Source organism: Comamonas nitrativorans, from assembly GCF_042654765.1.
Lineage (GTDB): Bacteria > Pseudomonadota > Gammaproteobacteria > Burkholderiales > Burkholderiaceae_C > Comamonas > Comamonas nitrativorans.
On record NZ_JBHSEW010000003.1, the window covers coordinates 171,120 to 193,988 of the forward strand.

Sequence of the window (22,869 nt, forward strand, 5' to 3'; positions counted from 1 at the left end):
TTGCAACCTTTGCAATAAAGTTTTGGCAATTGTCCCCTATCGCTTCACGGGTAAATACCCTAAAGTCCCAGGCGTTCCTGATTATTTTTTGATCTATGTCTATGCCTTCAGCACCATCCCGCTCCCATTACAGCGCCCCGGCCAAATTTTTGCACTGGTTGATGGCGCTGATGCTTTTCGGCCTGCTGGGCCTGGGCTTTTACATGCAGGGGCTGTCCCTGTCGCCGCAAAAGCTGCAACTGTATTCGTGGCACAAATGGGCGGGCGTCACCGTGTTTCTGCTGGCCGTCGTGCGCCTGGCCTGGCGGGCAGGCCATACCCCCCCGGCGCTGCCTGCCCACATGAATACGCTGGAGCGCCTGGGCGCCAGGCTGGGCCACTTTGCCCTGTATGTGCTGATGTTCGCCATTCCGCTGTCGGGCTGGCTGATGAGTTCGGCCAAGGGCATCCAGACCGTATGGTTCGGCGTGCTGCCGCTGCCCGACCTGCTGGAAAAAAACAAGGAAATCGGCAACGCCCTGCAAACTTTGCACGCCGTTTTGAATCTGACGCTGATTGCGGTGCTGCTGGCGCACGTGGCCGGGGCACTCAAGCACCACTGGTTCGACAAGGACGACGTGCTGACCCGGATGCTGCCGCGCCGCGCCTGACGCTACCGAATCAAACACCACGCCGGGGCCTGCGCCCCGCGTTTCCTGAAAGGATTTTTTCATGCAAAAACTTGCCCTCGCCCTGACTGCCGGCCTGCTGCTGGCCCACACCGTACAGACGGCCCAGGCGGCGGAATACACCCAGGTGCAGCCCCAGGCCAGCAAGATCACCTTCGACTACCAGCAAATGGGCGTCGGAATGCAGGGCGTGTTCAAGACGTTCAACGGCCAGTTGCGCTTCGACCCGGCGCACGCCGACAAGGCCCAGGCCAGCCTGGAAGTGGACCTGGCCAGCGTGGATGTCGATAGCGACGAGGCCAACGACGAACTGGCCACGAAAACCTGGTTCAACACCAAAGCCTTCCCCAAGGCCCGGTTCGAATCCACCAGCGTCAAGGCACTGCCCGCTGCCGGCCAGTACGAAGTGGCCGGCAAGCTGACCATCAAGGGCCAGACGCAGAACGTCGTGGTGCCCGCCCGCTTCAGCGAACAGGGTGGTCAGGGCGTGTTCGAAGGCAAGCTGACCATCCAGCGCGGCGCCTTTTCCATCGGCGAAGGCGCGTGGAAGGCCTTCGACATCGTTGCCAACGACGTGGTGGTGAACTTCAAGATCACCGCCAAGTGAACCCCGGCGTTCTTTTTCGGTCTCCCTTATCCCCTCTCTTTTGTTTGACCCCCTTGAAAGGAAAACCATGCTCCGTATGACCCAACTGACCGCTGCCCTGGCCATTGCCGGCGCTTTTGCCACCTCGGCCATCGCTGCGCCGGTTACTTACGCCATCGACAGCTCGCACTCCTACCCCAACTTCTCGTACCAGCACCACGGTCTGTCGACCCAACTGTCCAAATTCAACAAGACCACCGGCACCGTGGTGCTGGACAAGGCCGCCAAGACCGCTTCGGTGGACGTGGTGATCGACGCCACCTCGATCGACACCGGCTTTGACGTGTTCAACGGCCACCTCCAGGACGAAGACTTCTTCAACACCGCCAAGTACCCCACCGCCACCTTCAAGTCCACCAAGGTGACTTTCGACGGCGACCTGCCTGCCACCATCGACGGCGACCTGACGATCAAGGGCATCACCAAGCCCGTGACCCTGAAAGTGACCCACTTCGTCAGCAAGCCCCACCCGATGATGAAGAAGGAAGCCATCGGCGCCAACGCCAGCACCGTGATCAAGCGCTCGGACTTCAACCTGGGCAAGTACGTGCCCAACGTGGGCGATGAAGTGACGATCACCGTCGCCCTGGAAGCCGTGGCCAAGTAAACCGGGCAGCCTTCCTAAAAAAGGAGCTGCTACTGCTGGTATGGAAATGATTTCAAAGGTTTTTAACCCTGAAATCCTTGTCTGATCAGCGGTAGCAGCTCCTTTTTTATGCCCGCCGCGCCGTCAGCAGGCCCAACCCGGCCAGACCCAGCAACGATCCGCAGGCGCGGTTGAAGACCTGGCGGCGCCGGGGCGCAGCAAACCAGCGGCCCAGGTGGCTGCCGATGTAGGCGTAAGCCGCAATGGCCACCCATTCCAGCACCAGAAACAATCCGCCCAACACGGCGAACTGCGGTGCAGCGGGCTGGCCGACTTCAATGAACTGGGGCAGAAAGGCGGTGAAGATCAAAATCGCCTTGGGATTGCCCACCGCCACCCAGAACTCCTGTTTGGCCAGCGCCGGCAGGGAACGGCCCGCCCCCGTCGGGGCCGTGCCGGGGGCGGATTCCACCGGCGCCCGCCAGAGCTGAATGGCCAGATAAAAAAGATACAGCGCCCCGGCGATCTTGACCGCCAGGAAAAACACTTCCGAGGTCTGCAACACCACCGCCAGCCCGGCAGCCGCAATGGCGATCATTCCCGCAAAAGCCAGCAAGCGGCCCACGCCCGCCCAGCACGCCGTGGCAAATCCATAGCGCGTGCTGTTGGTGATGGAAAGCAGGTTGTTCGCCCCGGGCGCCATGTTCAGCGCAAAGCAGGCGGGGAGAAACAAGAGGAGATGTTCAAGATTCATGCCGGTTCTCCCTCCCGCCCAGCCGGGCGGCAAAGCGCAGATCGTCCCACGTCTCGCCCTTGTAGCGCCGGGGCTGGGCGGTGCGCAGCAGGAAGCTGGGGTCGTAGCTGACCGCCGCCGCAATGCCGTGCAGCACATGGCGCTGCTGGCGCAACTGCCCGACGGGTTCGCTGCGCTCCAGCACGGTTTGCGCCACTTTCTGGCCCAGCAGCAGCGCCCGCGCGGGCTGCACCTGGGCGATGGTGCGGGCCAGACACGGCTGTAGCGGCTGCCAGTCCACCGGGGCCAGGCTGCCGGCCATGCCCGCCGCAATCGGCAGGGCGCTGCTGCCGGGGCGTTGCAGGACGGCCAGCCAGACCTGCGGATGGGTGTCCAGGCCCAGGGCCTGGAGCATTTTGCCCAGCAGTTGCCCCACGGCGCCCGCCAGCGGGGTGGTGGGATTGACGCTTTCCAGCAGGATGAGCCACGGCCCGCCCGTGCCCTCTCCCGTCGCCTGCGGGTACAGATGCACCGCCGGGGCCAGTTGCCATGTCGTTGCCGCTGCGGCCACTGCCGCCGTTTCTGCGGGTGCAGGCGGGGGCGTGGTCTGGGCAGCGGCGGCAGGCCGCCGGGGGGACGGGCGCACGGGGGCTGCCGGGGCGGTTGTTGCCGTTCCGGCCGCTGGCGCACCGGCAGCAGGTGAATCGGCAACGGGTGCGGCCTCTGCCCGGGCCGGTGTCGGCACCATAGCGGTGGCCGTCCGGCCAGGGTTGGCAGCGGCCACCGGGGCCGCAGCGGTCTCGGGCAGCCACAGCGTGATGCCCATGGCCTGCAGCATGGCCAGCCGGCGCGGATCGAGTTGCAGACTCATTGCAGACCTCCTTGCTGCGGGTGGCCCACATCCTTGCGCATGAGGATGGCCGCCTCGCGCACGCCGGGGGCCACGGGGTAATAGTCCCGGCGCTGCCCGACTTCGGCAAAGCCGCAATGCTGATACAGGCTGCGGGCGCGGTCATTGCTGCTGCGCACTTCCAGCCACAGCGATTGCGCGGCGATCTGCACCGCCCAGGCTTCCAGCGCCTGCAACAGCAGGCGGCCATGCCCCTGCCCCTGGTGCGCAGGGGCCACGCTGATGCACAGCAGATGCGCTTCATCCGCAGCCTGCATGGCCATGAAAAACCCCAGCAGCTCGCCCGTGCGCACCAGCACCTGGGCGTGGTAGCCGCTGGTCAGGCCGTCGGCAAACTGGCGCTGCGTCCAGGGGTGAGGCTGGGCGGCGGCATCGACGGCCGCAACGGAGGGCAGCCACTGCGGCGCCATGGGCAGCAGCTGTGCGGGGGCCTGGCACTCCATCATGGCTGCCCGGCGGGACGTGCCGCCAGCCGTTCGGCGGTGGTTTGCGCCACCTTGTCGCGGATATACAGGGGCAGGGCCTGCTCGGCAGGCACCAGGGCGCCCGCCGCGATCAGCGCCGGGGCCAGTTGCAGCAGGGCCAGGGCATCGGGCAGGGCGGCAAGGTGCGTGCCGGCCGGGGCCAGATCGGCATACACCGCCTGGGCATTGCCCACGACCACGGCACCGGGCGGAACGGCCACGGCGGCCGGGGCGCTCAAGGCGATTTCCGTGGCCTGCTCCCACTGCCCGGCCACGCGGCGGTAGTGGGCGTGGTAGACCTCGCCCATGCGGGCATCGAGTACGGCCAGCATGTCCGCAGCGCCGTGGCGGTCGTAAGCGTCCTGCGCCACGGCCAGCAGGCTGCACACCGGCAGCACCGGAACAGCGCCGCCAAAGGCCAGCCCCTGGGCCACGGCGCAGGCCGTGCGCAGGCCGGTGAAGGCGCCCGGCCCCCGTCCGAAAACAATCGCATCCAGGGCCGACACCGTCAACCCCAGGGCGGCCAGCCCTTCCAGAATCTTCGGGATCAGGGTGCCGGATGCCTGCGGCCCGCCACCGCCTTGCCACTGCCACAGGGCGTCCCCGCGCTGCACGGCGATGTCGGTATGGTCGGTACTGGTGTCAAAGGCAAGCAAATCCATAAGGGGGCGATTATCTGCTCTGAGAACGTGTTTACGATCTCCGCGCGGGTGTGCCGTCGCGGCCTCGGGCGCTCTGCGGCGTTGCAAATCCTCGCGATAGCTCCGGCTATCGCTGCGGTTTGCCCTTGCAGGGCGCGGGCCAGCCAGAGGCTGGCCCCGTTCACGCTGTCCAAAGCTGCGCAGGCAGCTTTGGAGCCGCAGCGTTCACCCTAGCAGCCCATCCCGATCCGCTTCCCGCACCCCTTCGCGCCGAGAGCGTAAACACGTTCTGAGGCTGTTCTGCACGCAGCAAATGGCAAGCTGGCGGACTTTGTAAGTTCTAAACTTGTCGCCATGCTGAAAAAATTTTTCCACTCCTGCACCCTGTCCCTGGGCCTTGCCCTGGCGGCGCCCGCTGCCTGGGCACAGACGCAGCCTGCCCCGCTGCCCGCACCGGTTCAGGCGGCCTTGAGCCGCGCCCAGATTCCTGCCGAGGCGGTGTCCATCTTTGTCGCCCCGGTCACTCCGGGGCAGGCGCCGCGCCTGGCATGGCAAAGCGGCACGCCGCGCAACCCGGCCTCGGTGATGAAGCTGGTCACCACCTACGCGGCGCTCGACCAGCTTGGGCCGGCCTACGTCTGGCGCACGCCGTTGTACCTGGACGGCGTGATCGACGACGGTGCCTTCCGGGGCACGGTGTACCTGCAAGGCTCGGGCGACCCCAAGCTGGTGTCCGAACGCCTGTGGCTGCTGCTGGGGCGCTTGTACGGCCTGGGCGTGCGTGTCATCGTCGGCGACATCGTGCTGGACCGCAGCGCCTTCATCCTGCCGCCGCACGACCCCGGCGCCTTCGATGACGAACCTTACCGCCCGTACAACGTCGGGCCAGATGCCCTGCTCATCAACTACAACAGCCAGGTGCTGAGCTTCATCCCCGACCCCGGCGCAGGCGTGGCCCGCATCCATTACGAGCTGCCGCTGGCTGGAGTGCAACTACCCGCCAGCGTGCCCCTGGCCCCCGCAGGCAGCGCCTGCGGCGACTGGCGCAGCCAATTGCAGGCCGACTGGAGCGCTCCCCGGCAGGTGCAGCTGGGCGGCGCCTACCCGGCCCAGTGCGGCGACAAGAACTGGCCCGTGGCCCTGCCCGAACCCGAGCGCTTTGCCGCCAAGGCCGTCGAAGGCATGTGGCGGGCGCTGGGCGGCCAGCTCACCGGCGCGGTGCGCGACGGCAAAGTCCCCCCCGGTCTGAAGCCCGCCTGGGAGAACCAGTCGCCCGCCCTGGCCGAAGTGGTGCGCGACATCAACAAATACAGCAACAACGTCATGACCCAGCAGCTGTTGCTGACCCTGGGCAAGGAGCGCATGGGCGAAGGCAGCTTCGACGCGGCCCGCTTCGCCCTCGCCCAGTGGTGGCAGCAGCGCTGGCCGCACGACCCGGTGCCCGCCGTGGACAACGGCGCCGGCCTGAGCCGCGCCGCCCAGATCACGGCGCAAAGCCTGGGGCACATGCTGCAAACGGCCTGGGCCTCGCCGGTGATGGCGGAGTTCATGGCCTCGCTGCCCATCGCCGGCACCGACGGCACGCTGCGCCGCAGCCAGGCCAACGCCAGCGCCCACCTGAAAACCGGTTCGCTGCGCGATACCAATGCCCTGGCCGGATTCGTCGATGGCGCCAGCGGCCAGCGCTACGTGCTGGTCGCCCTGATCAACCACGCCAACGCCGGTGCGGCCCGCCCGGCGCTGGATGCGCTGGTCGACTGGGTGGCGGCGGATAAACGGTAGGTTGCTTATCTACGCCTGATGACGAAGAAAGACCAGAGGTGAGCCGGCAGCAGCCATAAGGAGGCAATAAAGGAGTAAAATCACGAACGATAATTGTTTTCATTATCAAAAACTGGTGATAATTCATATTTTTTGATATTGAACGATTCCGTTATGGACACTCCGACACTCCGACACTCCGACACTCCGACACTCCGACATTCAGCAGCGGCAGTCCTGGTCTTGACGGCACTGGCCAATGCCGTAACGGCACACGCCCAACAAACTGAATCGTCCCCCGAAGTAACAGAGCGCCAGATGCCCGAGGTACAGGTGCAAGCCACCAGCCTGGAAAGCCGCACCTACACCCGCGAAGAAATGGATGCCACGCCCAAGGGCAATCGCGACATCACCTCCCTGATCGCCGAGCACCCCGCCGTGCGGCTGAACCCGACCACGGATGGATCGGGCAACCGGGGCAGCCTGGCCCCAGAGCAGTTCTCCATCCACGGCGAAAGCCCGTTCCAGAACCAGTTCATGATTGACGGCATCAGCGCCACCAACGTCATCGCCCCGCACAACAACAACCTGAACCTGCAGATCGGCAACGTGCCCGGCTTCTCGCAGGCCTATAACCTGGATACCGACCTGCTTGACCGGGTCGAAGTGCATGACAACCGGGTACCCGTGGAGTTCGGCCACTTCACTGGCGGGGTGGTGGATGCCCGGATCAAGACCCCTGTGGGCGACAACCGCTTTACGGTCAAGCGCAGCTTCAACAGCTCCAACCTGACGCAGCAGGAAATGCCGGAGGGCATGGACGCCAAATGGACGAATGGCGAACCGGGCTTTTCCAGCATCTGGAAAAAGCATTTCACCAGCGTGAGCGGCGACGTGGGCATTACGCAGGACACGGCAGCGCTGCTGTCGTTCTCGCGCCGGGAGTCGGACATTTCCCGGCTGGCCCGGGTGCTGAACCGGTCCAGCGGCGGCCTGCCCAATGGCAACAGCGTGCGGCTGATGACGGAAAAACAGGCCGATACCGTGGACAACCTGATGGCCAAGATCCACACCAACTGGGGCGGTGGCACCCGCACCAATCTGCTGTTCAAGTATGCTGACCGGCAGGAGGATCTGGTTCACAGCTCCTTCCCCGATACGGCCTGGACGAACCGCCAGAAAGCCACCGGCCTGGGGCTGGAGCTGGTGCAGACGCTGAACAGCGGCGAGCTGACCGCCAAGCTGGGCTGGGACCAGATGGACGCCTTGCGGGAATCTTCCGCCACCGAACTGGTAACCCAGCAGTTCTGGAGCGGCAGCGGGCTGGCCCAATACACCTGGGGCGGGTTCGGCACCGAAGCGCTGGAACAGCGCCAGTTGAGCGCCAAGCTGCGCATGGACTGGAACGCCTTCGATGCCTGGGGACTGCGCCATAAGGTGTACGCCGGACTGGATGTGCAGGATACCGATGCGACGTTTGACCGCAAGCAGGACGCGTACAGCTACCGTGCCGTGATGCAGGCCGACGGATCGCAAAAAATCTATAGCAAAACCTACAACATGAAAGGCACGGCCAACGCGGGCTACAACACCGTGGGCCTATACCTGAGCGACAGCATGCAGTGGCAGCGCTGGACGGCCACCCTGGGGATGCGCGTGGATCACGACAACCTGTTCAAGAACACCAACTTTGCGCCCCGCGCCCGGCTGGATTGGGACGTGCTGGGCAATGGCCGCACACAGGCGGGCATGGGTTTCGCCCGTTACTACGGCCTGGATCTGATGGGCTACGCGCTGGCGCGGGAAAAAAGCCGCCTGTCGCGCACCGTGGTGAATGCCCAGGGGGTGGAGGTGAACAACCCGGCAACGGTCGTGATGCACAACTTCGACGGGGTGAAGACCGAGTATTCCGACGAATGGGCATTCAGCATTGCACAGCAGTTGTCTTCATCGCTGGAGGGCAGCCTGTCCTACGTCCACCGCAGCAGCCGCGATGGCGTGACCAAGGAGGGCACGTCCGCCGCCGGCTACTTCTACACCAATGATGGCCGGGGCCGCAACGAAACCATCATGGTCAGCCTGCGCACGCTGCGCCACTACGAGTTCCTGGCTGGCCAATGGACAGGCCGCGCCGACTTCAGCTGGCAGGACAGCCAGCGCAACCGCGACACCACGCTGGGTTATGACACTGCCGAGGAAGCGCCCGACGACCTCGTCGAATACAACGGCCAGCAAATACAGCGCAAGCACATGCCCGCCAGCATCTTCAACCAGCCGCGCCGCCTGAGCCTGAGTTCCCTGACCCGTTGGCAGCAAGCCGGGCTGGATTGGGGCAACCGCCTGTCGTGGAGAAGCTCGCGCCCGGCCATCACCTATCTGGGAATGCGCAACGGCATGGAGCGCTATGTCTCGACCCGCCTGCCTTCGTACTGGACATGGGACACCACGTTGACCTGGCAGCCCAAACAGGTACGGGGGCTGACGCTGAACGTGGAGGTACTCAACCTGCTCAACCGTATGCCGACCATTGCCGTCGCCAATCCCTTGCTGGCCAACAACGTGCGCTACCAGACCGGGCGGGAAATCTGGCTGACGGCGGGTTACCAGTTCTGATGGGAGGGCGCATGACTCGTCCGAGCAAGCCCGCCCGGCACGCGCTGGTGGTCGGCTGGGTAGCCCTGGCGCTGGCCTGCGGCAGCGCGGCCCAGACCATCGAGGCCAATGCCACCTCCGAGCTGGCCGCCAGCGCTGCGCCCAATACGGCCCTGGCCCGGCTGGCTGCACCTGCGGACAACGGCGACGCCTTGTGCGGCCTGCCCGAAGGCTGGGACATGGCCTGCCTGCGGGCGCAGTACCAGGGCACACCGTCCCGCTGGCCCCGGCCCGCCGTGGATACGGGCAAGGCCTGGCAGGAATGGGGGCCGGTGCCGGACGTGCCCGCCCCGGCCAATGCGGGGGAGCAGGCCCGCCGCACGCTGGGGCAGGCGCTGTTCTTCGACCCCGGCCTGTCCAACAAGGGCCGCGTGGCCTGCGCCAGTTGCCACCAGGCCGACAAGTCGTTTGGCGACGGGCGGGCATTGAGCGTGGGCGAAGACCGGCTGATGGGCCGCCGCCGCGCCCAGCCGCTGTTTGCCGCGCCGTTTGCCGACCAGTTGTTCTGGGATGGCCGCGCCCCTTCGCTGCAGGCACAGGCCAAGGATTCCATCCGCAACCCGTTCGAGATGAACAACACCCTGGCCGCCGCCCTGGCCCATGCCCGCGCCCAGCCGCAGTACCGCGACTGGATGCAGGTGGCTTACGGGCACGCCGACATCAGCGAGGACGAGATGGTGGACGCCATCGCCAGCTTCGTGCGCACCATCCGCCCCCCGGTCACCCTGGCCGATGCCGCCATCGCGGGCAACACGGGGCAGCTCAACGACCAGCAGCTGCTGGGCATGCACCTGTTTCGCACCAAGGCCCGCTGCATGAACTGCCACAGCGGCCCTTTGTTGACGGACAACGCCTTCCATGACCTGGGGCTGTCGTTCTACAGCCGGCGCAACCAGGATCTGGGACGCTTCGAAGCAACGCGGGACAAGGCCGATCTGGGCAAGTTCCGCACCCCCAGCCTGCGCGGCGTCGCCCACGCCGGGCCGTGGATGCACAACGGGCTGTTTGCCAGCCTGCCAGGGCTGATCCGCCTGTACAACGCCGGGATGGGCACCGTGCCGGGCGACCCGGCGCAAGACCCGTATGTGCCCCCCAAGTCGCCGCACATTCGCGCCCTGGAGCTGGATGCTGCCGAGATAGATGCCTTGGTGGAGTGGCTGAAAATCCTCTGACCGGGGGGCGTGCAAGGCGGCGGCGCGGAGGGTTGTACCCAAGGGTTTTCCCGAAAACACCGGGCTGCTCTCTGCAAGAGCCTGCCATGCACAATCAAACGCTTCCCACCCACTGCCTTTGGAGGTACCCGTTATGCAGCGACGTCGTTTTGTTTCCCTGGCTTCCCAGGCGGTGATTGCGGGGGCCTGGCCGACATGGGCGTTGCAGGCATCGGCGCAGGAGGCCGCCGCACCCGGCGTGACCGAGCAGGTGCTGACCATTGCCAGCTCCCTGGCGCTGACCGGGACGCTGGCCGGGTTCGGGCAGGCGGTGCAGCAGGGTGCGGGCGCGGCGTTTGCCGAGGCCAATGCGGCGGGCGGCGTGCATGGCCGCCAGCTCAAGCTCGAACTGGTCGATGACGGCTATGTGCCGGAGCGCACCGCCGAGAACGTGAAAAAAATCTTTCAGGAGCGCAGCGCCCTGGCCCTGCTGTCCTGCGTCGGCACGGCCAACAACACCGCCATCACCCCGCTGGTGGAGGCGGCGGGCATCCCCCACGTCGCGCCGATCAGCGGCGCGGCCTCGCTGCGCAAGAGCGAGCGCTTTGTCTTTCACGTGCGGGCCGGTTATACCGAGGAGGTGCAGCAGCTGGTGCAGCGCCTGGTGGGCATGGGGCTGAAGGGCATCGCCCTGGTCTACCTGGACAACGGCTATGGCCGCGAGCAGCACGAAGTGGCCGTCAAGGCGCTGAAAGACAACGGCCTGGCGCCCGCTGCCGAGCTGGCCCTGAACGTGGCCGGGGACAACCTGGCGGCGGTGCTGGCCGGCTTGAAGAAAGCGCGGCCCTCGTCCGTGCTGCTGCTCACGGCGGGCACGCCGTCGCTGGACATGGTGCGCGGCATCAAGAAAGAGTTGCCCGGGGTGCTGATGGCAGGCCTGAGCGTGACCTTGCAAGGTCTGAAGCTGGACGCATCGACCAGCGGCATGGCCATCACCACCGTGGTGCCCGACCCGGACAAGGGCCGAAATGCCCTGGTGCGGGCCTACCAGGCGGCCATGCGGGCGACGGGCGTGCAGGAGTTTTCTCCGGCCACGCTGGAGGCGTACATCAACGCCCGCGTCCTCATCGAAGGGCTGCGCTCGGCGGGCAAGGACGTGACCCCGGCCCGCCTGCGTGCGGCCCTGGCCGGGCTGCGCAATCTGGATCTGGGCGGCTTCACCGTCAGCTTCCCCGGCCAGGCGCCGTTCGTCGGCTCGCGCTACATTGCGCTGGGCGTGCTGGGCAGCAACGGGCGCTTTGTGGGATAACCGGCCCACGGCAAGGACTACTTCAATTTAGATAGCTGCTACCGCTGATTTTTACTTGTTTTCAGGATATTTTTATTATGAAAACATTGTATGAACAGCGGAAGCAGCTATTTTTTTATTCAAGCCCTGGCATCTCTTCCCTGCCCCAAGGGCGGTGTGAACACATTATTTCGATGCCGTCAATTTGAAAGAAACAATCCTGTTTCAGAAAAACAATGCCACCGCATCCAAAAAAACAACCTGTTGATTTTCAACAATAAAAATATTGACATAAATCAATTTATAAAAAAGCGAAACATATTTAATACGCCCGCGGCGGCATGCCTTTTGGCGTGTCTTTTTTTCTCCCTAGAATCTCCCACCTTGCAGCCGTCAGGGCCGATGGCTGCGCTGGGACAGGGCTGGGAAAAGCCCCTTTTTTTGCGTCCGTAGGAATGAGGCGTAGCGGTATGCGTGTCAATCTCCCGATCTCGAACAACGAATACGACTTTCCAGCCGATGAGTTGCTGATGTCCACCACCAACATCCGGGGGGAGATGACGCACTGCAACGAAGCATTCGCCCGGGTCAGCGGCTACAGCACCGAGGAGCTGATGGGCCAGCCGCACAACATGATCCGCCACCCGGACATGCCGCCCGAGGCGTACAAGGACATGTGGGCCACCGTCGGCCGGGGCCGCAGCTGGTCGGGCATCGTCAAGAACCGGCGCAAGAACGGCGACTTCTACTGGGTACAGGCCCACGTCACGCCCATCCTCAAGCAGGGCAAGCCACAGGCCTATCTGTCGGTGCGCACCAAGCCCTCGCGCAAGCAGATTGCGCAGGCCGAGGCGCTGTACGCCCGCATTGCGCAGGAGCGCGAGCGCGGCCAGCCGCGCATCGTGCTGCACTCCGGCGGGGTGCGCCGCGCCGGCCTGCTCGACCAACTGGAAAAACGCCACCGCCTGGGGCCGACCATCCGCCTGGGCCTGATGCTGCTGCCGCTGATGCTGGTCTCCCTGCTGCCCGGCTGGCTGGGCTGGCACGACAGTACCGCCCTGGTGCTGCAAAGCCTGGCCTGGGTACTGGCGGCGGCGCTGCTGCTGGCACGTTTTCACTGGAAGATGACCCTGCCGCTGCGCAGCCTGCGCCGACTGTTGAGCAGCATGGCCAGCGGCGACCTGACGCACAACGAGCCGGCCCTGCCCATGACCCACCTGCTGGGCAAGGCCATGTCGCGCCTGCAACGGCTGCAACTGAACATCCGCGCCGTGGTCGGCGATGCCCGCGAGGAGATGGACAAGTTCGGCGCCATCTCCACCGAAATCGCGCAAAGCGCCATCCACCTGTCCAGCCGCGCCGAATCCCAGGCCAGCAGCCTGGAGGAATCCGCCGCCGCCATGGAGCAGATGGCCAGCACCGTGGCCAACGCCAACGAAGCCGCCCAGCAGGTGCTGCGCCAAAGCCAGCACAGCGCCGCCCTGGCCCACGAAGGCGGGCAGGCCGTGGCCAAGGTCACGCAGGTGATGCAGGGCATCGAGCAGTCCTCGCAGAAGATGGGGCAGATCATTGCCACCATCGAAGGCATTGCCTTCCAGACCAATATCCTGGCGTTGAATGCCGCCGTCGAGGCGGCCCGTGCCGGGGAGCAGGGGCGTGGCTTTGCCGTGGTGGCGGGCGAGGTGCGTTCGCTGGCCCAGCGCTCCACCGAAGCGGCCAAGGAGATTCAGGCGCTGATCGGCGCCTCCACCAGCAGCGTCGGGCAGGGCGCCCGGCTGATGCAGGAGGCCCGCCAGGGCATCGAAAAAGCCGTGGAATCGGTGGCCGACGTCAATGCGCTGATCGGCCAGATCGGCGTGGCTGCCGACGAACAGTCCAAGGGCATCGCCCAGCTCAACGTGGCGGTGAACCACCTGGACCGCGACACCCAGGAAAACGCCGCCCTGGCCGAGCAATCCGCCGCCTCGGCCCGCGCCATGAGCCAGAACGCCGGGCTGCTGGGGCGCACGCTGGCGGTGTTCCGGCTGGAGTAGTAGAACCTGTTCACGCTCTTTTCCTGGTGCCCGCAAGGCAGCCAACCGCCGCAATCTAGGCGCGTGCCGCAGGCCAGGCTGGCGGCCTGGTCAAGGTGCGCAACGACGAGTGCGGCGGTTGGCTGCCTTGCCCCAAGGGTTGCCCCGCCAAGACAGCATCTGCGGCGTTGCAAATCCTCGCCGGGCCACCAGCCCGCCTGCGGTTTGCGCCTTGCATCTGCCGCCTTGGCGGGGCAACGGGCACCAGGAAAAGAGCGTGAACAGGTTCTTTACCCGGCAGCGGCGGCCCGCTGCAAGCGGTCGCGCACGCCTTCCCAATCGGCGCTGTCTTCGGGCGGCGCTTCCACCCAGATCAGGGGCACCTGCAAGGCGTCCAGGTCACGCAGGTCGCCGAACAGGTAGCGGGCCGCTTCGGCCGCGCTGGCGGGCATGGTGCGCAGGTGCAGGCTGCCGGCCCTGCCGATCCGTGCGGTGGACAAGGGGCTGCGGTGGTAGATGGCAATGGCCGGGGCGTCGCTGTCCAGCACTTCGACGGCGGCCTGGAGCTGCCGGGCCGTCATCAGTCGCACCTTGGCATTCGGTGCGTAGTGGGCCAGAAGGGTGCCAGAGGCGCGTGGGGTATGCGCTGCAAGCTCTTCTTTGGAGAGCGGGCGCTGGCCGCAGACGTGCTCGATGGCATCGCGTGTGACCGCGCCGGGGCGCAGCAGTACCGGCACGCCGCGCGTGCAGTCCACGATGGTCGATTCGATGCCCACGGCGCAGGCGCCGCCGTCCAGCACCAGCAGGTCGTCGCCAAACTCGGCGGCCACATGCGCGGCGGTGGTCGGACTGATGCGGCCAAACTTGTTCGCGCTGGGCGCCGAAACGCCCCACACCGGCGGCTGCATCTGCTGGCAGGCCCGCAGCACGGCCTGGGCCACGGGGTGGGCAGGGCAGCGCAGGCCCACGCTGCCCTGGCCGCCCGTGGACGCCTGCGCCACGCCCGGCAGGCAGGGCAGGATGAGGGTCAGCGGGCCGGGCCAGAAGGCGTCGATCAACTGCTGGGCGAACAGCGGCACCGTTTGCGCGTAGCGGGTGATGGCGGCGGCATCGGCCACATGCACGATCAGCGGATGGTCGGCCGGGCGGCCCTTGGCGGTAAAGATTTGCGCCACGGCGGCATCGTCGTCGGCGTTGGCGGCCAGGCCGTAGACGGTTTCCGTGGGCAGGCCGACCAGCCGGCCCTGCGCCAGCGCCTGGGCGGCGGCCTGGATGGAGGATGCCTGCTGGCCGTCCAGGATCATGCTCAGAACGCCTCGATGCCCAGGATGGCCGCCGCCTGCAGGGCCGTGGCGCGGGCGGCCTCGGGTGTGGCGGCGGTGATGTTCAGGTGCCCCATCTTGCGCCCAGGCTTGGCCTGGGTTTTGCCGTACAGGTGCAGGTGGGCGCCGGGCAGGGCCAGCACTTTGTCCCAGGCGGGCGTGGTCTGGTCGGCAGCACCCGGGGGAAACCACAGGTCGCCCAGCAGGTTGAGCATGATGGCCGCGCTGTGCTGGCGCGGCGGCACCAGGGGCAGGCCGGTCATGCAGCGCACCTGCAGCTCGAACTGCGAAACGTCGCAGGCGTTCTGGCTGTAGTGGCCGCTGTTGTGCGGGCGCGGGGCCATTTCATTGACGACCAGACTGCCGTCCTGCAGCACGAAAAACTCCACGCACAGCACGCCCACGTAATCCAGCCCCTGCGCTACCGATTGCGCAGCTGTCAGCGCTTGCCGCACCTGGGCTGGCGGCAGATTTCCCTCATAAACCTCGGTCACGGCCAGAATGCCGTCGCGGTGCAGGTTGCGCTGCACCGGCAAGTGAACGATGGCCCCGTCGCGCCCCCGGGCAACGATGACGGAGCATTCGTGCGCCAGCGGCAGCATCTTTTCCAGCACGCAGGGCACGCGGCCCAGCGCGTCCCAGGCGGCAGCCAGTTCGGCGGCGGTTTGCACCCGGGCCTGGCCCTTGCCGTCGTAGCCCAGGCGGGCGGTTTTCAGGATGCCGGGCAAAAGATCGGCGCTGACGGCGGCCAGCTGCTCCGGCGTTTCGATCACGGCGTGCGGGGCCACCGGCACGCCACAGCGCACGAAGTGGGCTTTTTCCGCCGCGCGATCCTGGGCAATGGCCACGCAGCGGCCGGCCGGGGAGACGGGCAGCGACGCAGCCAGGGTATCCAGGGCGCCTGCGGGCACGTTCTCGAACTCGGTGGTCACGGCTGCGCACCGGCGGGCCAGCTCGCTCAGGCCGCCGGCATCTTCATAGCCGGTGCGGATGTGGTGGTGGCTGATGCAGCCGGCCGGGCTTTGGGCATCGGCATCCAGCACCGCCGTGCCGTAGCCCAGGGCCTGCGCGGCATGGACGAACATGCGGCCCAGCTGGCCGCCGCCCAGCACCCCCAGCGTCGCGCCGGGCAGGATCACGTCGCGGGCGGCGCTCATGCGTTCACCGGCAGGGTCATGGCGCGGGCCGCTGCGGTTTGCTCGGTGCGGAAGGCTTCCAGCCGGGTGCGCAACGCCGGGTCTTCATTGGCCAGCAGCGCCACGGCAAACAGGGCGGCATTGGCCGCGCCCGCCTGGCCGATGGCAAAAGTGGCCACGGGCACGCCCTTGGGCATCTGCACGATGCTGTGCAGCGAATCCACGCCTTGCAGGTGGCGGCTGGCCACGGGCACGCCCAGCACGGGCACGGTGGTCTTGGCGGCGATCATGCCCGGCAGGTGGGCCGCGCCGCCTGCGCCCGCGATGATGGCCTTGAGGCCGCGCGGCGCGGCGTTTTCGGCGTAGCGGAACATATCGTCGGGCATCCGGTGCGCGGAAACGACCTGCGCCTCGAAGGCAATACCGAATTGCTGGAGGATGGCAACCGCGTGCTGCATGGTGTCCCAGTCGCTGCTGGAGCCCATGACCACGCCGATCTGGATGGCTTGCATAGTGTGAAAGTGAAAAAAGCGCTCCCGAAGCACCGGGGAGCGCGTGGGGCCGCAGGGGGAAAACTGCGGATTTTACGGCGCTGCCGGGTTTTCAGCGACCGGCGCAGCCGACACCCCGGCCCGGGGCACCGGCTGGCGGGCCGCCCAGCGCACCCACAGTGCCGCCAGCAGCAGTTGCGCCCCCAGGGCCAGCCAGGCCAGGCTGCGCGGCAGGGCGTCCACCGGGGCGGCATCCCCCATCAGCACCACCAGCGGTTGCAGCGCCGTGGCCGTGGTGCTGCCCATGGCGCCCCAGGCCAGCAGGGGCAGCAGCAGGTTGATGACCAGCCAGGTCACGGCAAACACCGCGCCGGGCGACTTCCAGCGCTGCGCCTGTAGGGCAAAGCCGGTCAGGATCAACCCCTCGCGCAGCAACTGGGCGCAGGCCAGCAGCAGCCACCAGCCCAGCGCCGAAGTGTTCGCATGGCCCCAGGCCAGCACCGCCGCCAGCACGGCCAGCAGCCAGCTCACCGGCCACAGCGGCAAGGCCGCCAGGGCCGCCGACCAGCGCCCTTGCTGCCCGCACCACAGCACCTGCCGCCAGGCCCGGGCCTGGCTGCCCATATGCTGCAAGGCAATGAAGGCCGTGCCCAGCAAGGCCCAGGTCGCCAGATGCGGCCACAGGGCTGCAACATCGCGGTGCCACACACCCGCGCCGGCAACGCCCGCCACCGTCAGGCCCAGCGGCCAGGCCCAGGGCAGGGTGGGAACATCCAGGCGCTCGCACAATTGCCGCCACAGTGCCAGCAGGCCCAGCCCCAGAGTGGTGCAGCCCAGCACATAGGCCAGGCCCAAAGGCCCCAGGTCCCAGCCCCACCAGGGCCACGCCGCCCGCTCGGGCAGGCCCCGCAACAGCCCCAGCAGGAACGGCAACCCGATCACCAGCAGCAGTCCCAGGCTGCGCCGCTGCCACAGCCCGCTGTGCCAGCGCACCAGCACGGCATTCATGGCCCAGGTCTGCACGCCCAGCCCCCACAGCACCGCCAGGGCCAGCAGGTGCCAGGCACGGTGGGTATCCCACAGCATTTCCCACAGCGAGGCCACGACGATGCTGGTCACCCCGAACAGCGCCGCGTACAGCCACGCCGGCACGGTTGCGCCCAGCAGCTTGCCCCAGGCCATTTGCCAGGGGGTGAGGGCCGACAGGCGCTGCCAGTCCCAGGTGTGCTGCTGGATTTCTTCGCGCAGGCTGCGGGCGGCCAGAACGCTGGCGTACAGCGTGGTGGCGATCCACAGGCCGGTCAACGCCGTCAGCCCCAGGTTGGGCAGACGCTCACGCGGGCTGGAAAGGGCCAGGGGCAGACCCAGGATCAGGCCGGTGAGCAGCAGCGTCCACAGCGCCAGGCTGGGCCGCCAGTTCAGCCACAGCTGGCGCTGAAATTCAGGGTTGTGCGTAGGCTGCATCATGGTGCCCCCTCCTTGGTGTGCGGGAGACGGCGGATATAGCGCTGCTGCACACTCTCGCGCTGCGGATACAGGCCCGCCACCGGCAACCCTGCCCGCACCCATTGCATCAACAGCGCGGCGCGTTGCGCAGCGGCGGCGGGCAGCCACAGCAGCAGCGGCTGGTCGCCGCCGCCCCAATCCTGCACGCTGTCGGCATCCACCAGGGCACGCAGTTGCTCCAGGGGCAGGCTCTGGCCTAGCTCCAGCGCAAACAATTGCAACTGCGGCGCATCATCGCGGTTGGCACGCAGGGCGCCATGGCTTTCCACCTGCCCGCCACGCAGCGCCAGCAGATGGGTGCAGTACTCGTCCAGCTCGCTCAGGATGTGGCTGGAAACAATGAGCGTCATGCCTTGGGCCTGCAGCTGGCGCAGCAGCGCAGCCAGGTCGGAGCGTGCCTCGGGGTCGAGGCCGCTGGCCGGTTCGTCCAGCAGCAGCACCGCCGGCTGGTGGATGATGGCCTGCCCGATCGCCAGCCGCTGGCGCTGGCCGCGCGAGAGCTGCGAGGGCAGGCGCTCCAGCAGGGGCAGCAAGTCCAGCTGCTGCGCCACTTGCGGCACCCGTGCCTGTGCGGCATGGCGCTCCAGGCCCATGGCGCGGGCCGCATATTCCAGCCCCTGGGCCACCGTGAGGCGCTCGTACAGCCCGAAAAAATCGGACAGATAGCCCAGGTACCGGTGTACTTGACGTGGCTGCGCGGCCACGTCGATGCCGCGCACGCGCACCTGTCCGGACAGCGGTTGCTCCAGCCCGGCCAGACAGCGCAGCAAGGTCGATTTGCCTGCGCCATTGGGGCCGACCAGGGCGGTCACGCTGCCGGCGGGAATCTCCAGGCTGATGCCGTCCAGGGCGCGGTGGCCGGGGTATTCAAAAATCAGATCGGTAATGGCAATCAAACGGCGGCCCTTTCCGGCGGCAATGGTCAGAGGGCCAGCAAACGTTCCAGGGGCACGCTCACACGCACATCCCGATGTGCGACCGCGCCGGTGATTTTGTGGGCCGGCACAGCCGTATCCCGGGAGATAGGGTCGCAGGGCATCCCTTCGCGGTTCAAAAATACCGCCACCCGGGGCGTTGCCGCGTGCTGGCTGCGCCGGATGACGACCCCGGCCTCGCCGCTGGCCAGATACACCCAGGCGCCGGGCGGGTAGATCCCCAGGGTCTTGACCAGGGCGGCCCCGGTTTCGTCCACGGCCTTGGTTTCGTCGTAATAGCAGGCCTGCATGGCCGAGGTGACGGACATCGGTTCGCGGCCCACCCGGGGAGCAATCCGGGCGCCGAAGATGTCGGCCCGCTGGATCAGCCGCGCCATCTGGCGGCCCGGACTTTTTTCCGTCAGGCGGCCCGGATCGCGGTAGTGGTGGAACTTGATCGCTTCCAGCCACAAGGGGTCGTGCACCCCCAGCGCCTGCAGCTGATGTACCGACATTTCCGAATGGTGATCGATGATCTTGGCCTGCTCGGCGCTCAGTGGCGAGCGCTGCTGCGCCAGGTCGTCCTGCAACTGCGCCATGGCGATGTTCATGGTCAGCGCTGCCCGGCCCAGGGTATGCACCTGTTCGTTGGGCCAGCGCAGGGTTTCGCGGGCTACGAGCATGGTGATGACGGCCACCAGCATGCCATGCGTGACGCTGTAGAAGCGCACCTCCTCTGCCGACAGCTGCACCAGCGCGAGCAGGGCGGCATCCGGGTTTTTCTGGCTGTAATTGGCCAGGGCGGCAAACATGTGGCCGAAGCGCGGGGCAAAGGTCTGCGGATCGGGTTGGCGCATGAGCTGGGTCCAGTGCAGCTGCCAGTCTTTCCAGCGCGGGTGGGGGGACTGTTCCTCTTCCTGTTCCTGTTTGCTCTTGGCCTGCAGGGTCGTTTCGGCAATGTCGCCCAGCTTGGTGTCGCTGTGCAGCATGGCCTGGAGCTGGGCCAGGTAGGCGCGGTACGCATCCCCCGACTCATCGGTATCGACGTACAGGGTATGCCCGCGCAGCAGCAGACTCTTCAAATCTTCCTGAGAGCGGATGACAAACCCCTTGCCTGCCAACAGCACGCCACCGACGCCGCGCAAGGCAAACGGAATGGGCTGGCCAAAGGGGATGCTGCTGATATCCAGTTCTAGAAGTTTCATAACGCAGAAGAAAAAACCGAGTCCCACAACGCCAGGACTGCATCGCGGTGGAGGGCAATGCTAACGGTATCCAGAACGCCATCCCCTTCATTGAGCCGGGAAATATGCTGCAGGCGGCGCAATTGCCGGTAGGCATCGGCGGCGGCCATGCCCAGCCCGGTCGGCACCAGGGCGGCGCTGTCGGCATAGCGCAGCAAGGCGATGTTGCCGGTATTGCCCACCAGTGCCGGGTGCTGCGCCGCGTGCGCCAGGACGAGGAACTGCACGACGAACTCGACATCCAGCATCCCGCCGGGGCTGTGCTTGAGGTCGAAGCGCTGCGGTGCCACCGGGTGCGCCTGGCGCAGGCGCTGGCGCATCTGGGCGATTTCCTGGCGCAGCGCCTGCACGTCGCGCGGGGCGGTGATCACCGCCTGGCGCACGGCATCGAAACGCGCGGGCAGGTCGCCGCTGCCGACCACGCAGCGGGCGCGGGTGATGGCCTGATGCTCCCATGTCCACGCCGTGTTGCTGCCGCGCTGCTGCTGGTAGTCGGCAAACGCGGCAAAGCTGGTGACCAGCAGGCCGGAATTGCCGTTGGGGCGCAGCTGGGTGTCGATTTCAAACAGATCGCCTTCGCTGGTCTTGACCGTCAGCCAGGTGATGAGCTTGCGCACGAAGGCCGCGTAGGCCTGGGGCGCCCGCTCGTCCGCATCGTCGAAGACGAACACGATGTCCAGATCGCTGCCGTAGCCCAGTTCCTTGCCGCCGAGCTTGCCGTAGCCCAGGATGGCGAAGTGCGGCTGCGCACAGTGGCGGTGCTTGAGACGCTGCCAGCACCACTGGCTGGTGACGTGCAGCAGGGTATCGGCCAGGGCACTCAGGTCGTCGGCCACCTGTTCCACGGTGATCGCGCCTTCCACGTCGCGCACCAGGGTGCGGAACACCTCGGCGTGGTGGGCGCGGCGCAGCAGGTTGAGCAGGTTTTCGTCGTCGTCCTCGCCGGTACGCTGCAATGCCTGGCGCCGCTGTTCCAGCTCCTGGGCGAAGCCCGCCGGGTCGAAGCGCTCGTGCAGCAGTTGCTCGCTGGCCAGCTCGTCGATCACCCCGGGGTGCTGGCGCAGGTACCGCGCCGGCCACGCCGCCGCACCCAGCATGTGCAGCAGGCGCTGATGCACCAGGGGTCGTTCGATCAGCAAGGCCAGGTAGCTTTCCCGGCGCAGCAGGGGTTCGAGCCATTGCAGGAACCCCAGGGCCGAGGCAATGCCGACCTCCTGCGCCTGCAGCCACTGCGTGGTGCGCTCCAGCAATTGCAGCAGCCGTGCCCGGGCGGACGGGCGCAGCGCCCGCACCTTGTGGCTGTCGCACCAGGTCTTCAATGGTTCGGCCAGCGGTTCGGGCGCGGCGTGCAGCAATGCTTGGACTTCGGGCAGGCGCTGTTGCCCGGCAGGGCGTTTGGGCGGCTGGCACATGCCGCCCGAGCAGCAGCTCTGCGGCCCGCCCAGCAGGGCGTCGAACTCCTGCGCCACCAGCTCGCGCCAGCGGTGCAGCTGCTCGAAGAAATCCGCCGTTTGGGCAAACCCCAGGGTGCGGGCAATCCAGTCCACATCCGCATCGTCAGTAGGCAGGACATGGGTCTGCTGGTCGTCCAGGTACTGGATGCGATGCTCCACCTGGCGCAAAAAGGTATATGCCTGGGCCAGCTGCGCGGCCGTGGCTGCCGGCATCAGTTCGGCCCGGGCCAGACGCTCCAGCGCCTGCAGCGTGGGACGGCAGCGCAGCTCGGGGAACTGCCCGCCGCGCACCACCTGCAGCAGCTGCACGGTGAATTCGATTTCCCGAATCCCGCCGGGCGAGAGCTTCACGTCGTTGCTGCGCCCGGGCTGGCCGTTGCTGCGGCGGCTGGCGTGTTCGCGGATCTGCCGGTGCAGATCACGCAGGGCGTCGAACACGCTGTAGTCCAGATACTTGCGGAACACGAAGGGCAGCACCACATGGCGCAGCGCCTGCACCTGGGGGCCGGCGATGCAGGCGCGGGGGGCGATCACCCGGCTTTTCAGCCAGGCGAAGCGCTCCCACTCGCGCCCGTGGGTCTGCAAATAATTTTGCAGCGCGGGCAGGCAGATCACCGTCGGCCCGGAATTGCCGTGCGGGCGCAGCGCCAGATCGATGCGGAAGACGAAGCCATGTTCGGTGACTTCGCCCACCAGCTGAAAAATCATTTTCACCACCCGGGTGAAATATTCGTGATTGCTGATGCTGCCCTTGCCCAGCGCATCGCGCCCGGTGGTTTCGCCTTCGTGTTCGTAGACATAGATCAGGTCGATGTCGCTGGAAACATTCAGCTCCCGCGCCCCGAGCTTGCCCATGCCCACCACCCACAGCTGCACTGCCTGCCCTTGCGGCCCACGGGGCTGGCCGTGGCGCTGCGCCAGCACCGCCTGGGCCTGGGTACAGGCCGCATCCAGCGCCAGCTCGGCCAGCCACGTCATGCTGGCCGTCACGTCGTGCAGGCTGGCCTGGCCCTGGCAATCGCGCTCCAGCACCCGGGCCAGCACCAGCTGGCGCAGCACGCGCAGCGCAGCGCCCAGCTCCAGCCCCTGCTGCTGCAACCGGGCCAGCGCCTGGGCCATGCCGGCAGCGTCGGGCTGCCCGGCGGGCAATACCGTCCATTGGTCGGCATAACGGCGCTGCACCCGCTGCCAGAAGCGCGAAACCGCTGCACGGTGGTCCAGGGAGGGCGGGGTCGGGGAGGCGGTAGTGAACATGCATCAACACAAAAAAGGAAGGCGCAGATCAGCGGG

20 protein-coding genes are annotated in these 22,869 nt (G+C 66.8%); 9 read left to right on the plus strand and 11 right to left on the minus strand.

Going from position 1 to position 22,869, the window contains the following annotated elements; translation table 11 throughout:
- Positions 1–101: 101 nt before the first annotated feature.
- From ACFO3A_RS05140 to ACFO3A_RS05150, 3 genes are all read left to right on the plus strand, one after another.
- Positions 102–650 carry a cytochrome b gene (locus ACFO3A_RS05140; protein WP_377724571.1) on the plus strand — a complete coding sequence of 183 codons (549 nt, stop codon included), beginning with the start codon at positions 102–104 and terminating at the stop codon, positions 648–650.
- A gap of 61 nt (positions 651–711) precedes the next feature.
- Positions 712–1,275: a YceI family protein gene (locus tag ACFO3A_RS05145; RefSeq protein WP_377724572.1), complete on the plus strand. Its 564-nt coding sequence runs from the start codon at positions 712–714 to the stop codon at positions 1,273–1,275.
- A 76-nt stretch (positions 1,276–1,351) separates the two neighbouring features.
- Positions 1,352–1,921: a YceI family protein gene (locus ACFO3A_RS05150; RefSeq protein WP_377724574.1), complete on the plus strand. Its 570-nt coding sequence runs from the start codon at positions 1,352–1,354 to the stop codon at positions 1,919–1,921.
- Between the two features lie 106 nt (positions 1,922–2,027).
- Here ACFO3A_RS05150 and ACFO3A_RS05155 read toward each other — a convergent pair whose 3' ends face one another.
- The 4 genes from ACFO3A_RS05155 to tsaB are packed head-to-tail and all read right to left on the minus strand — an operon-like array spanning position 2,028 to position 4,669.
- The gene (locus tag ACFO3A_RS05155; RefSeq protein WP_377724576.1) at positions 2,028–2,654 is read right to left on the minus strand and encodes a LysE family translocator; all 627 of its coding nucleotides are present in this window, start codon (positions 2,652–2,654) and stop codon (positions 2,028–2,030) included.
- Positions 2,644–3,504 carry a uracil-DNA glycosylase family protein gene (locus ACFO3A_RS05160; RefSeq protein ID WP_377724578.1) on the minus strand — a complete coding sequence of 287 codons (861 nt, stop codon included), beginning with the start codon at positions 3,502–3,504 and terminating at the stop codon, positions 2,644–2,646. The genes ACFO3A_RS05155 and ACFO3A_RS05160 overlap by 11 nt, the downstream gene beginning before the upstream one ends.
- Positions 3,501–3,989, minus strand: a complete 489-nt coding sequence (gene rimI, locus ACFO3A_RS05165; protein WP_377724579.1) for a ribosomal protein S18-alanine N-acetyltransferase — start codon at positions 3,987–3,989, stop codon at positions 3,501–3,503. The genes ACFO3A_RS05160 and rimI overlap by 4 nt, the downstream gene beginning before the upstream one ends.
- On the minus strand, positions 3,986–4,669 hold the full coding sequence (tsaB, locus tag ACFO3A_RS05170; RefSeq protein ID WP_377724580.1) for a tRNA (adenosine(37)-N6)-threonylcarbamoyltransferase complex dimerization subunit type 1 TsaB: 684 nt from the start codon (positions 4,667–4,669) through the stop codon (positions 3,986–3,988). Before tsaB ends, rimI begins: the two co-directional genes overlap by 4 nt.
- A 333-nt stretch (positions 4,670–5,002) precedes the next feature.
- On the opposite strand from tsaB, the gene dacB reads away from it, so the two are divergent.
- From dacB to ACFO3A_RS05200, 6 genes are all read left to right on the plus strand, one after another.
- Positions 5,003–6,430 carry a D-alanyl-D-alanine carboxypeptidase/D-alanyl-D-alanine endopeptidase gene (gene dacB / locus ACFO3A_RS05175; protein ID WP_377724581.1) on the plus strand — a complete coding sequence of 476 codons (1,428 nt, stop codon included), beginning with the start codon at positions 5,003–5,005 and terminating at the stop codon, positions 6,428–6,430.
- 222 nt (positions 6,431–6,652) lie between these two features.
- Positions 6,653–9,022 carry a TonB-dependent receptor plug domain-containing protein gene (locus tag ACFO3A_RS05180; protein WP_377724584.1) on the plus strand — a complete coding sequence of 790 codons (2,370 nt, stop codon included), beginning with the start codon at positions 6,653–6,655 and terminating at the stop codon, positions 9,020–9,022.
- Positions 9,023–9,033: 11 nt separating this feature from the next.
- Positions 9,034–10,233: a cytochrome-c peroxidase gene (locus tag ACFO3A_RS05185; RefSeq protein WP_377724586.1), complete on the plus strand. Its 1,200-nt coding sequence runs from the start codon at positions 9,034–9,036 to the stop codon at positions 10,231–10,233.
- 133 nt (positions 10,234–10,366) lie between these two features.
- Entirely contained in the window at positions 10,367–11,521 is a 1,155-nt protein-coding gene (locus ACFO3A_RS05190) for an ABC transporter substrate-binding protein (RefSeq protein WP_377724588.1), read from the plus strand.
- Between the two features lie 90 nt (positions 11,522–11,611).
- Positions 11,612–11,953 (plus strand): hypothetical protein, encoded by a 342-nt coding sequence (locus ACFO3A_RS05195; RefSeq protein ID WP_377724590.1) that lies wholly within the window; start codon positions 11,612–11,614, stop codon positions 11,951–11,953.
- A gap of 17 nt (positions 11,954–11,970) precedes the next feature.
- A complete protein-coding gene (locus tag ACFO3A_RS05200; protein ID WP_377724591.1) occupies positions 11,971–13,533 on the plus strand; it encodes a methyl-accepting chemotaxis protein in 1,563 nt (520 codons plus the stop codon).
- 269 nt (positions 13,534–13,802) lie between these two features.
- On the opposite strand, the gene ACFO3A_RS05205 is transcribed toward ACFO3A_RS05200, so the two are convergent.
- From ACFO3A_RS05205 to glnE, 7 genes are all read right to left on the minus strand, one after another.
- The gene (locus ACFO3A_RS05205) at positions 13,803–14,816 is read right to left on the minus strand and encodes an L-threonylcarbamoyladenylate synthase (protein WP_377724592.1); all 1,014 of its coding nucleotides are present in this window, start codon (positions 14,814–14,816) and stop codon (positions 13,803–13,805) included.
- Between the two features lie 2 nt (positions 14,817–14,818).
- Entirely contained in the window at positions 14,819–15,991 is a 1,173-nt protein-coding gene (locus ACFO3A_RS05210; protein WP_377724594.1) for a 5-(carboxyamino)imidazole ribonucleotide synthase, read from the minus strand.
- Entirely contained in the window at positions 15,988–16,482 is a 495-nt protein-coding gene (purE, locus tag ACFO3A_RS05215; RefSeq protein ID WP_377724595.1) for a 5-(carboxyamino)imidazole ribonucleotide mutase, read from the minus strand. The genes ACFO3A_RS05210 and purE overlap by 4 nt, the downstream gene beginning before the upstream one ends.
- 72 nt (positions 16,483–16,554) lie before the next feature.
- The gene (locus tag ACFO3A_RS05220) at positions 16,555–17,928 is read right to left on the minus strand and encodes a hypothetical protein (protein WP_377724597.1); all 1,374 of its coding nucleotides are present in this window, start codon (positions 17,926–17,928) and stop codon (positions 16,555–16,557) included.
- On the minus strand, positions 17,925–18,863 hold the full coding sequence (locus tag ACFO3A_RS05225; RefSeq protein ID WP_377724599.1) for an ABC transporter ATP-binding protein: 939 nt from the start codon (positions 18,861–18,863) through the stop codon (positions 17,925–17,927). Before ACFO3A_RS05225 ends, ACFO3A_RS05220 begins: the two co-directional genes overlap by 4 nt.
- 26 nt (positions 18,864–18,889) lie before the next feature.
- Positions 18,890–20,086, minus strand: coding sequence for an HD-GYP domain-containing protein (locus ACFO3A_RS05230; protein WP_377724600.1), 1,197 nt, complete (start codon positions 20,084–20,086; stop codon positions 18,890–18,892).
- Complete coding sequence (gene glnE / locus ACFO3A_RS05235; RefSeq protein ID WP_377724602.1) at positions 20,083–22,833, minus strand: bifunctional [glutamate--ammonia ligase]-adenylyl-L-tyrosine phosphorylase/[glutamate--ammonia-ligase] adenylyltransferase; 2,751 nt, start codon at positions 22,831–22,833, stop codon at positions 20,083–20,085. Before glnE ends, ACFO3A_RS05230 begins: the two co-directional genes overlap by 4 nt.
- Positions 22,834–22,869: the final 36 nt, after the last annotated feature.

What these genes read in the sequence shown, in the direction of transcription:
- ACFO3A_RS05220 (WP_377724597.1), bottom strand. Translation starts at nt 17,928, where the DNA reads ATGATGCAGCCTACGCACAACCCTGAATTTCAGCGCCAGCTGTGGCTG.
- ACFO3A_RS05145 (WP_377724572.1), top strand. Translation starts at nt 712, where the DNA reads ATGCAAAAACTTGCCCTCGCCCTGACTGCCGGCCTGCTGCTGGCCCAC.
- ACFO3A_RS05160 (WP_377724578.1), bottom strand. Translation starts at nt 3,504, where the DNA reads ATGAGTCTGCAACTCGATCCGCGCCGGCTGGCCATGCTGCAGGCCATG.
- ACFO3A_RS05185 (WP_377724586.1), top strand. Translation starts at nt 9,034, where the DNA reads ATGACTCGTCCGAGCAAGCCCGCCCGGCACGCGCTGGTGGTCGGCTGG.
- ACFO3A_RS05190 (WP_377724588.1), top strand. Translation starts at nt 10,367, where the DNA reads ATGCAGCGACGTCGTTTTGTTTCCCTGGCTTCCCAGGCGGTGATTGCG.
- ACFO3A_RS05150 (WP_377724574.1), top strand. Translation starts at nt 1,352, where the DNA reads ATGACCCAACTGACCGCTGCCCTGGCCATTGCCGGCGCTTTTGCCACC.
- ACFO3A_RS05200 (WP_377724591.1), top strand. Translation starts at nt 11,971, where the DNA reads ATGCGTGTCAATCTCCCGATCTCGAACAACGAATACGACTTTCCAGCC.
- ACFO3A_RS05205 (WP_377724592.1), bottom strand. Translation starts at nt 14,816, where the DNA reads ATGATCCTGGACGGCCAGCAGGCATCCTCCATCCAGGCCGCCGCCCAG.
- ACFO3A_RS05155 (WP_377724576.1), bottom strand. Translation starts at nt 2,654, where the DNA reads ATGAATCTTGAACATCTCCTCTTGTTTCTCCCCGCCTGCTTTGCGCTG.
- ACFO3A_RS05140 (WP_377724571.1), top strand. Translation starts at nt 102, where the DNA reads ATGCCTTCAGCACCATCCCGCTCCCATTACAGCGCCCCGGCCAAATTT.
- ACFO3A_RS05195 (WP_377724590.1), top strand. Translation starts at nt 11,612, where the DNA reads ATGAACAGCGGAAGCAGCTATTTTTTTATTCAAGCCCTGGCATCTCTT.
- tsaB (WP_377724580.1), bottom strand. Translation starts at nt 4,669, where the DNA reads ATGGATTTGCTTGCCTTTGACACCAGTACCGACCATACCGACATCGCC.
- purE (WP_377724595.1), bottom strand. Translation starts at nt 16,482, where the DNA reads ATGCAAGCCATCCAGATCGGCGTGGTCATGGGCTCCAGCAGCGACTGG.
- ACFO3A_RS05210 (WP_377724594.1), bottom strand. Translation starts at nt 15,991, where the DNA reads ATGAGCGCCGCCCGCGACGTGATCCTGCCCGGCGCGACGCTGGGGGTG.
- ACFO3A_RS05230 (WP_377724600.1), bottom strand. Translation starts at nt 20,086, where the DNA reads ATGAAACTTCTAGAACTGGATATCAGCAGCATCCCCTTTGGCCAGCCC.
- glnE (WP_377724602.1), bottom strand. Translation starts at nt 22,833, where the DNA reads ATGTTCACTACCGCCTCCCCGACCCCGCCCTCCCTGGACCACCGTGCA.
- dacB (WP_377724581.1), top strand. Translation starts at nt 5,003, where the DNA reads ATGCTGAAAAAATTTTTCCACTCCTGCACCCTGTCCCTGGGCCTTGCC.
- rimI (WP_377724579.1), bottom strand. Translation starts at nt 3,989, where the DNA reads ATGATGGAGTGCCAGGCCCCCGCACAGCTGCTGCCCATGGCGCCGCAG.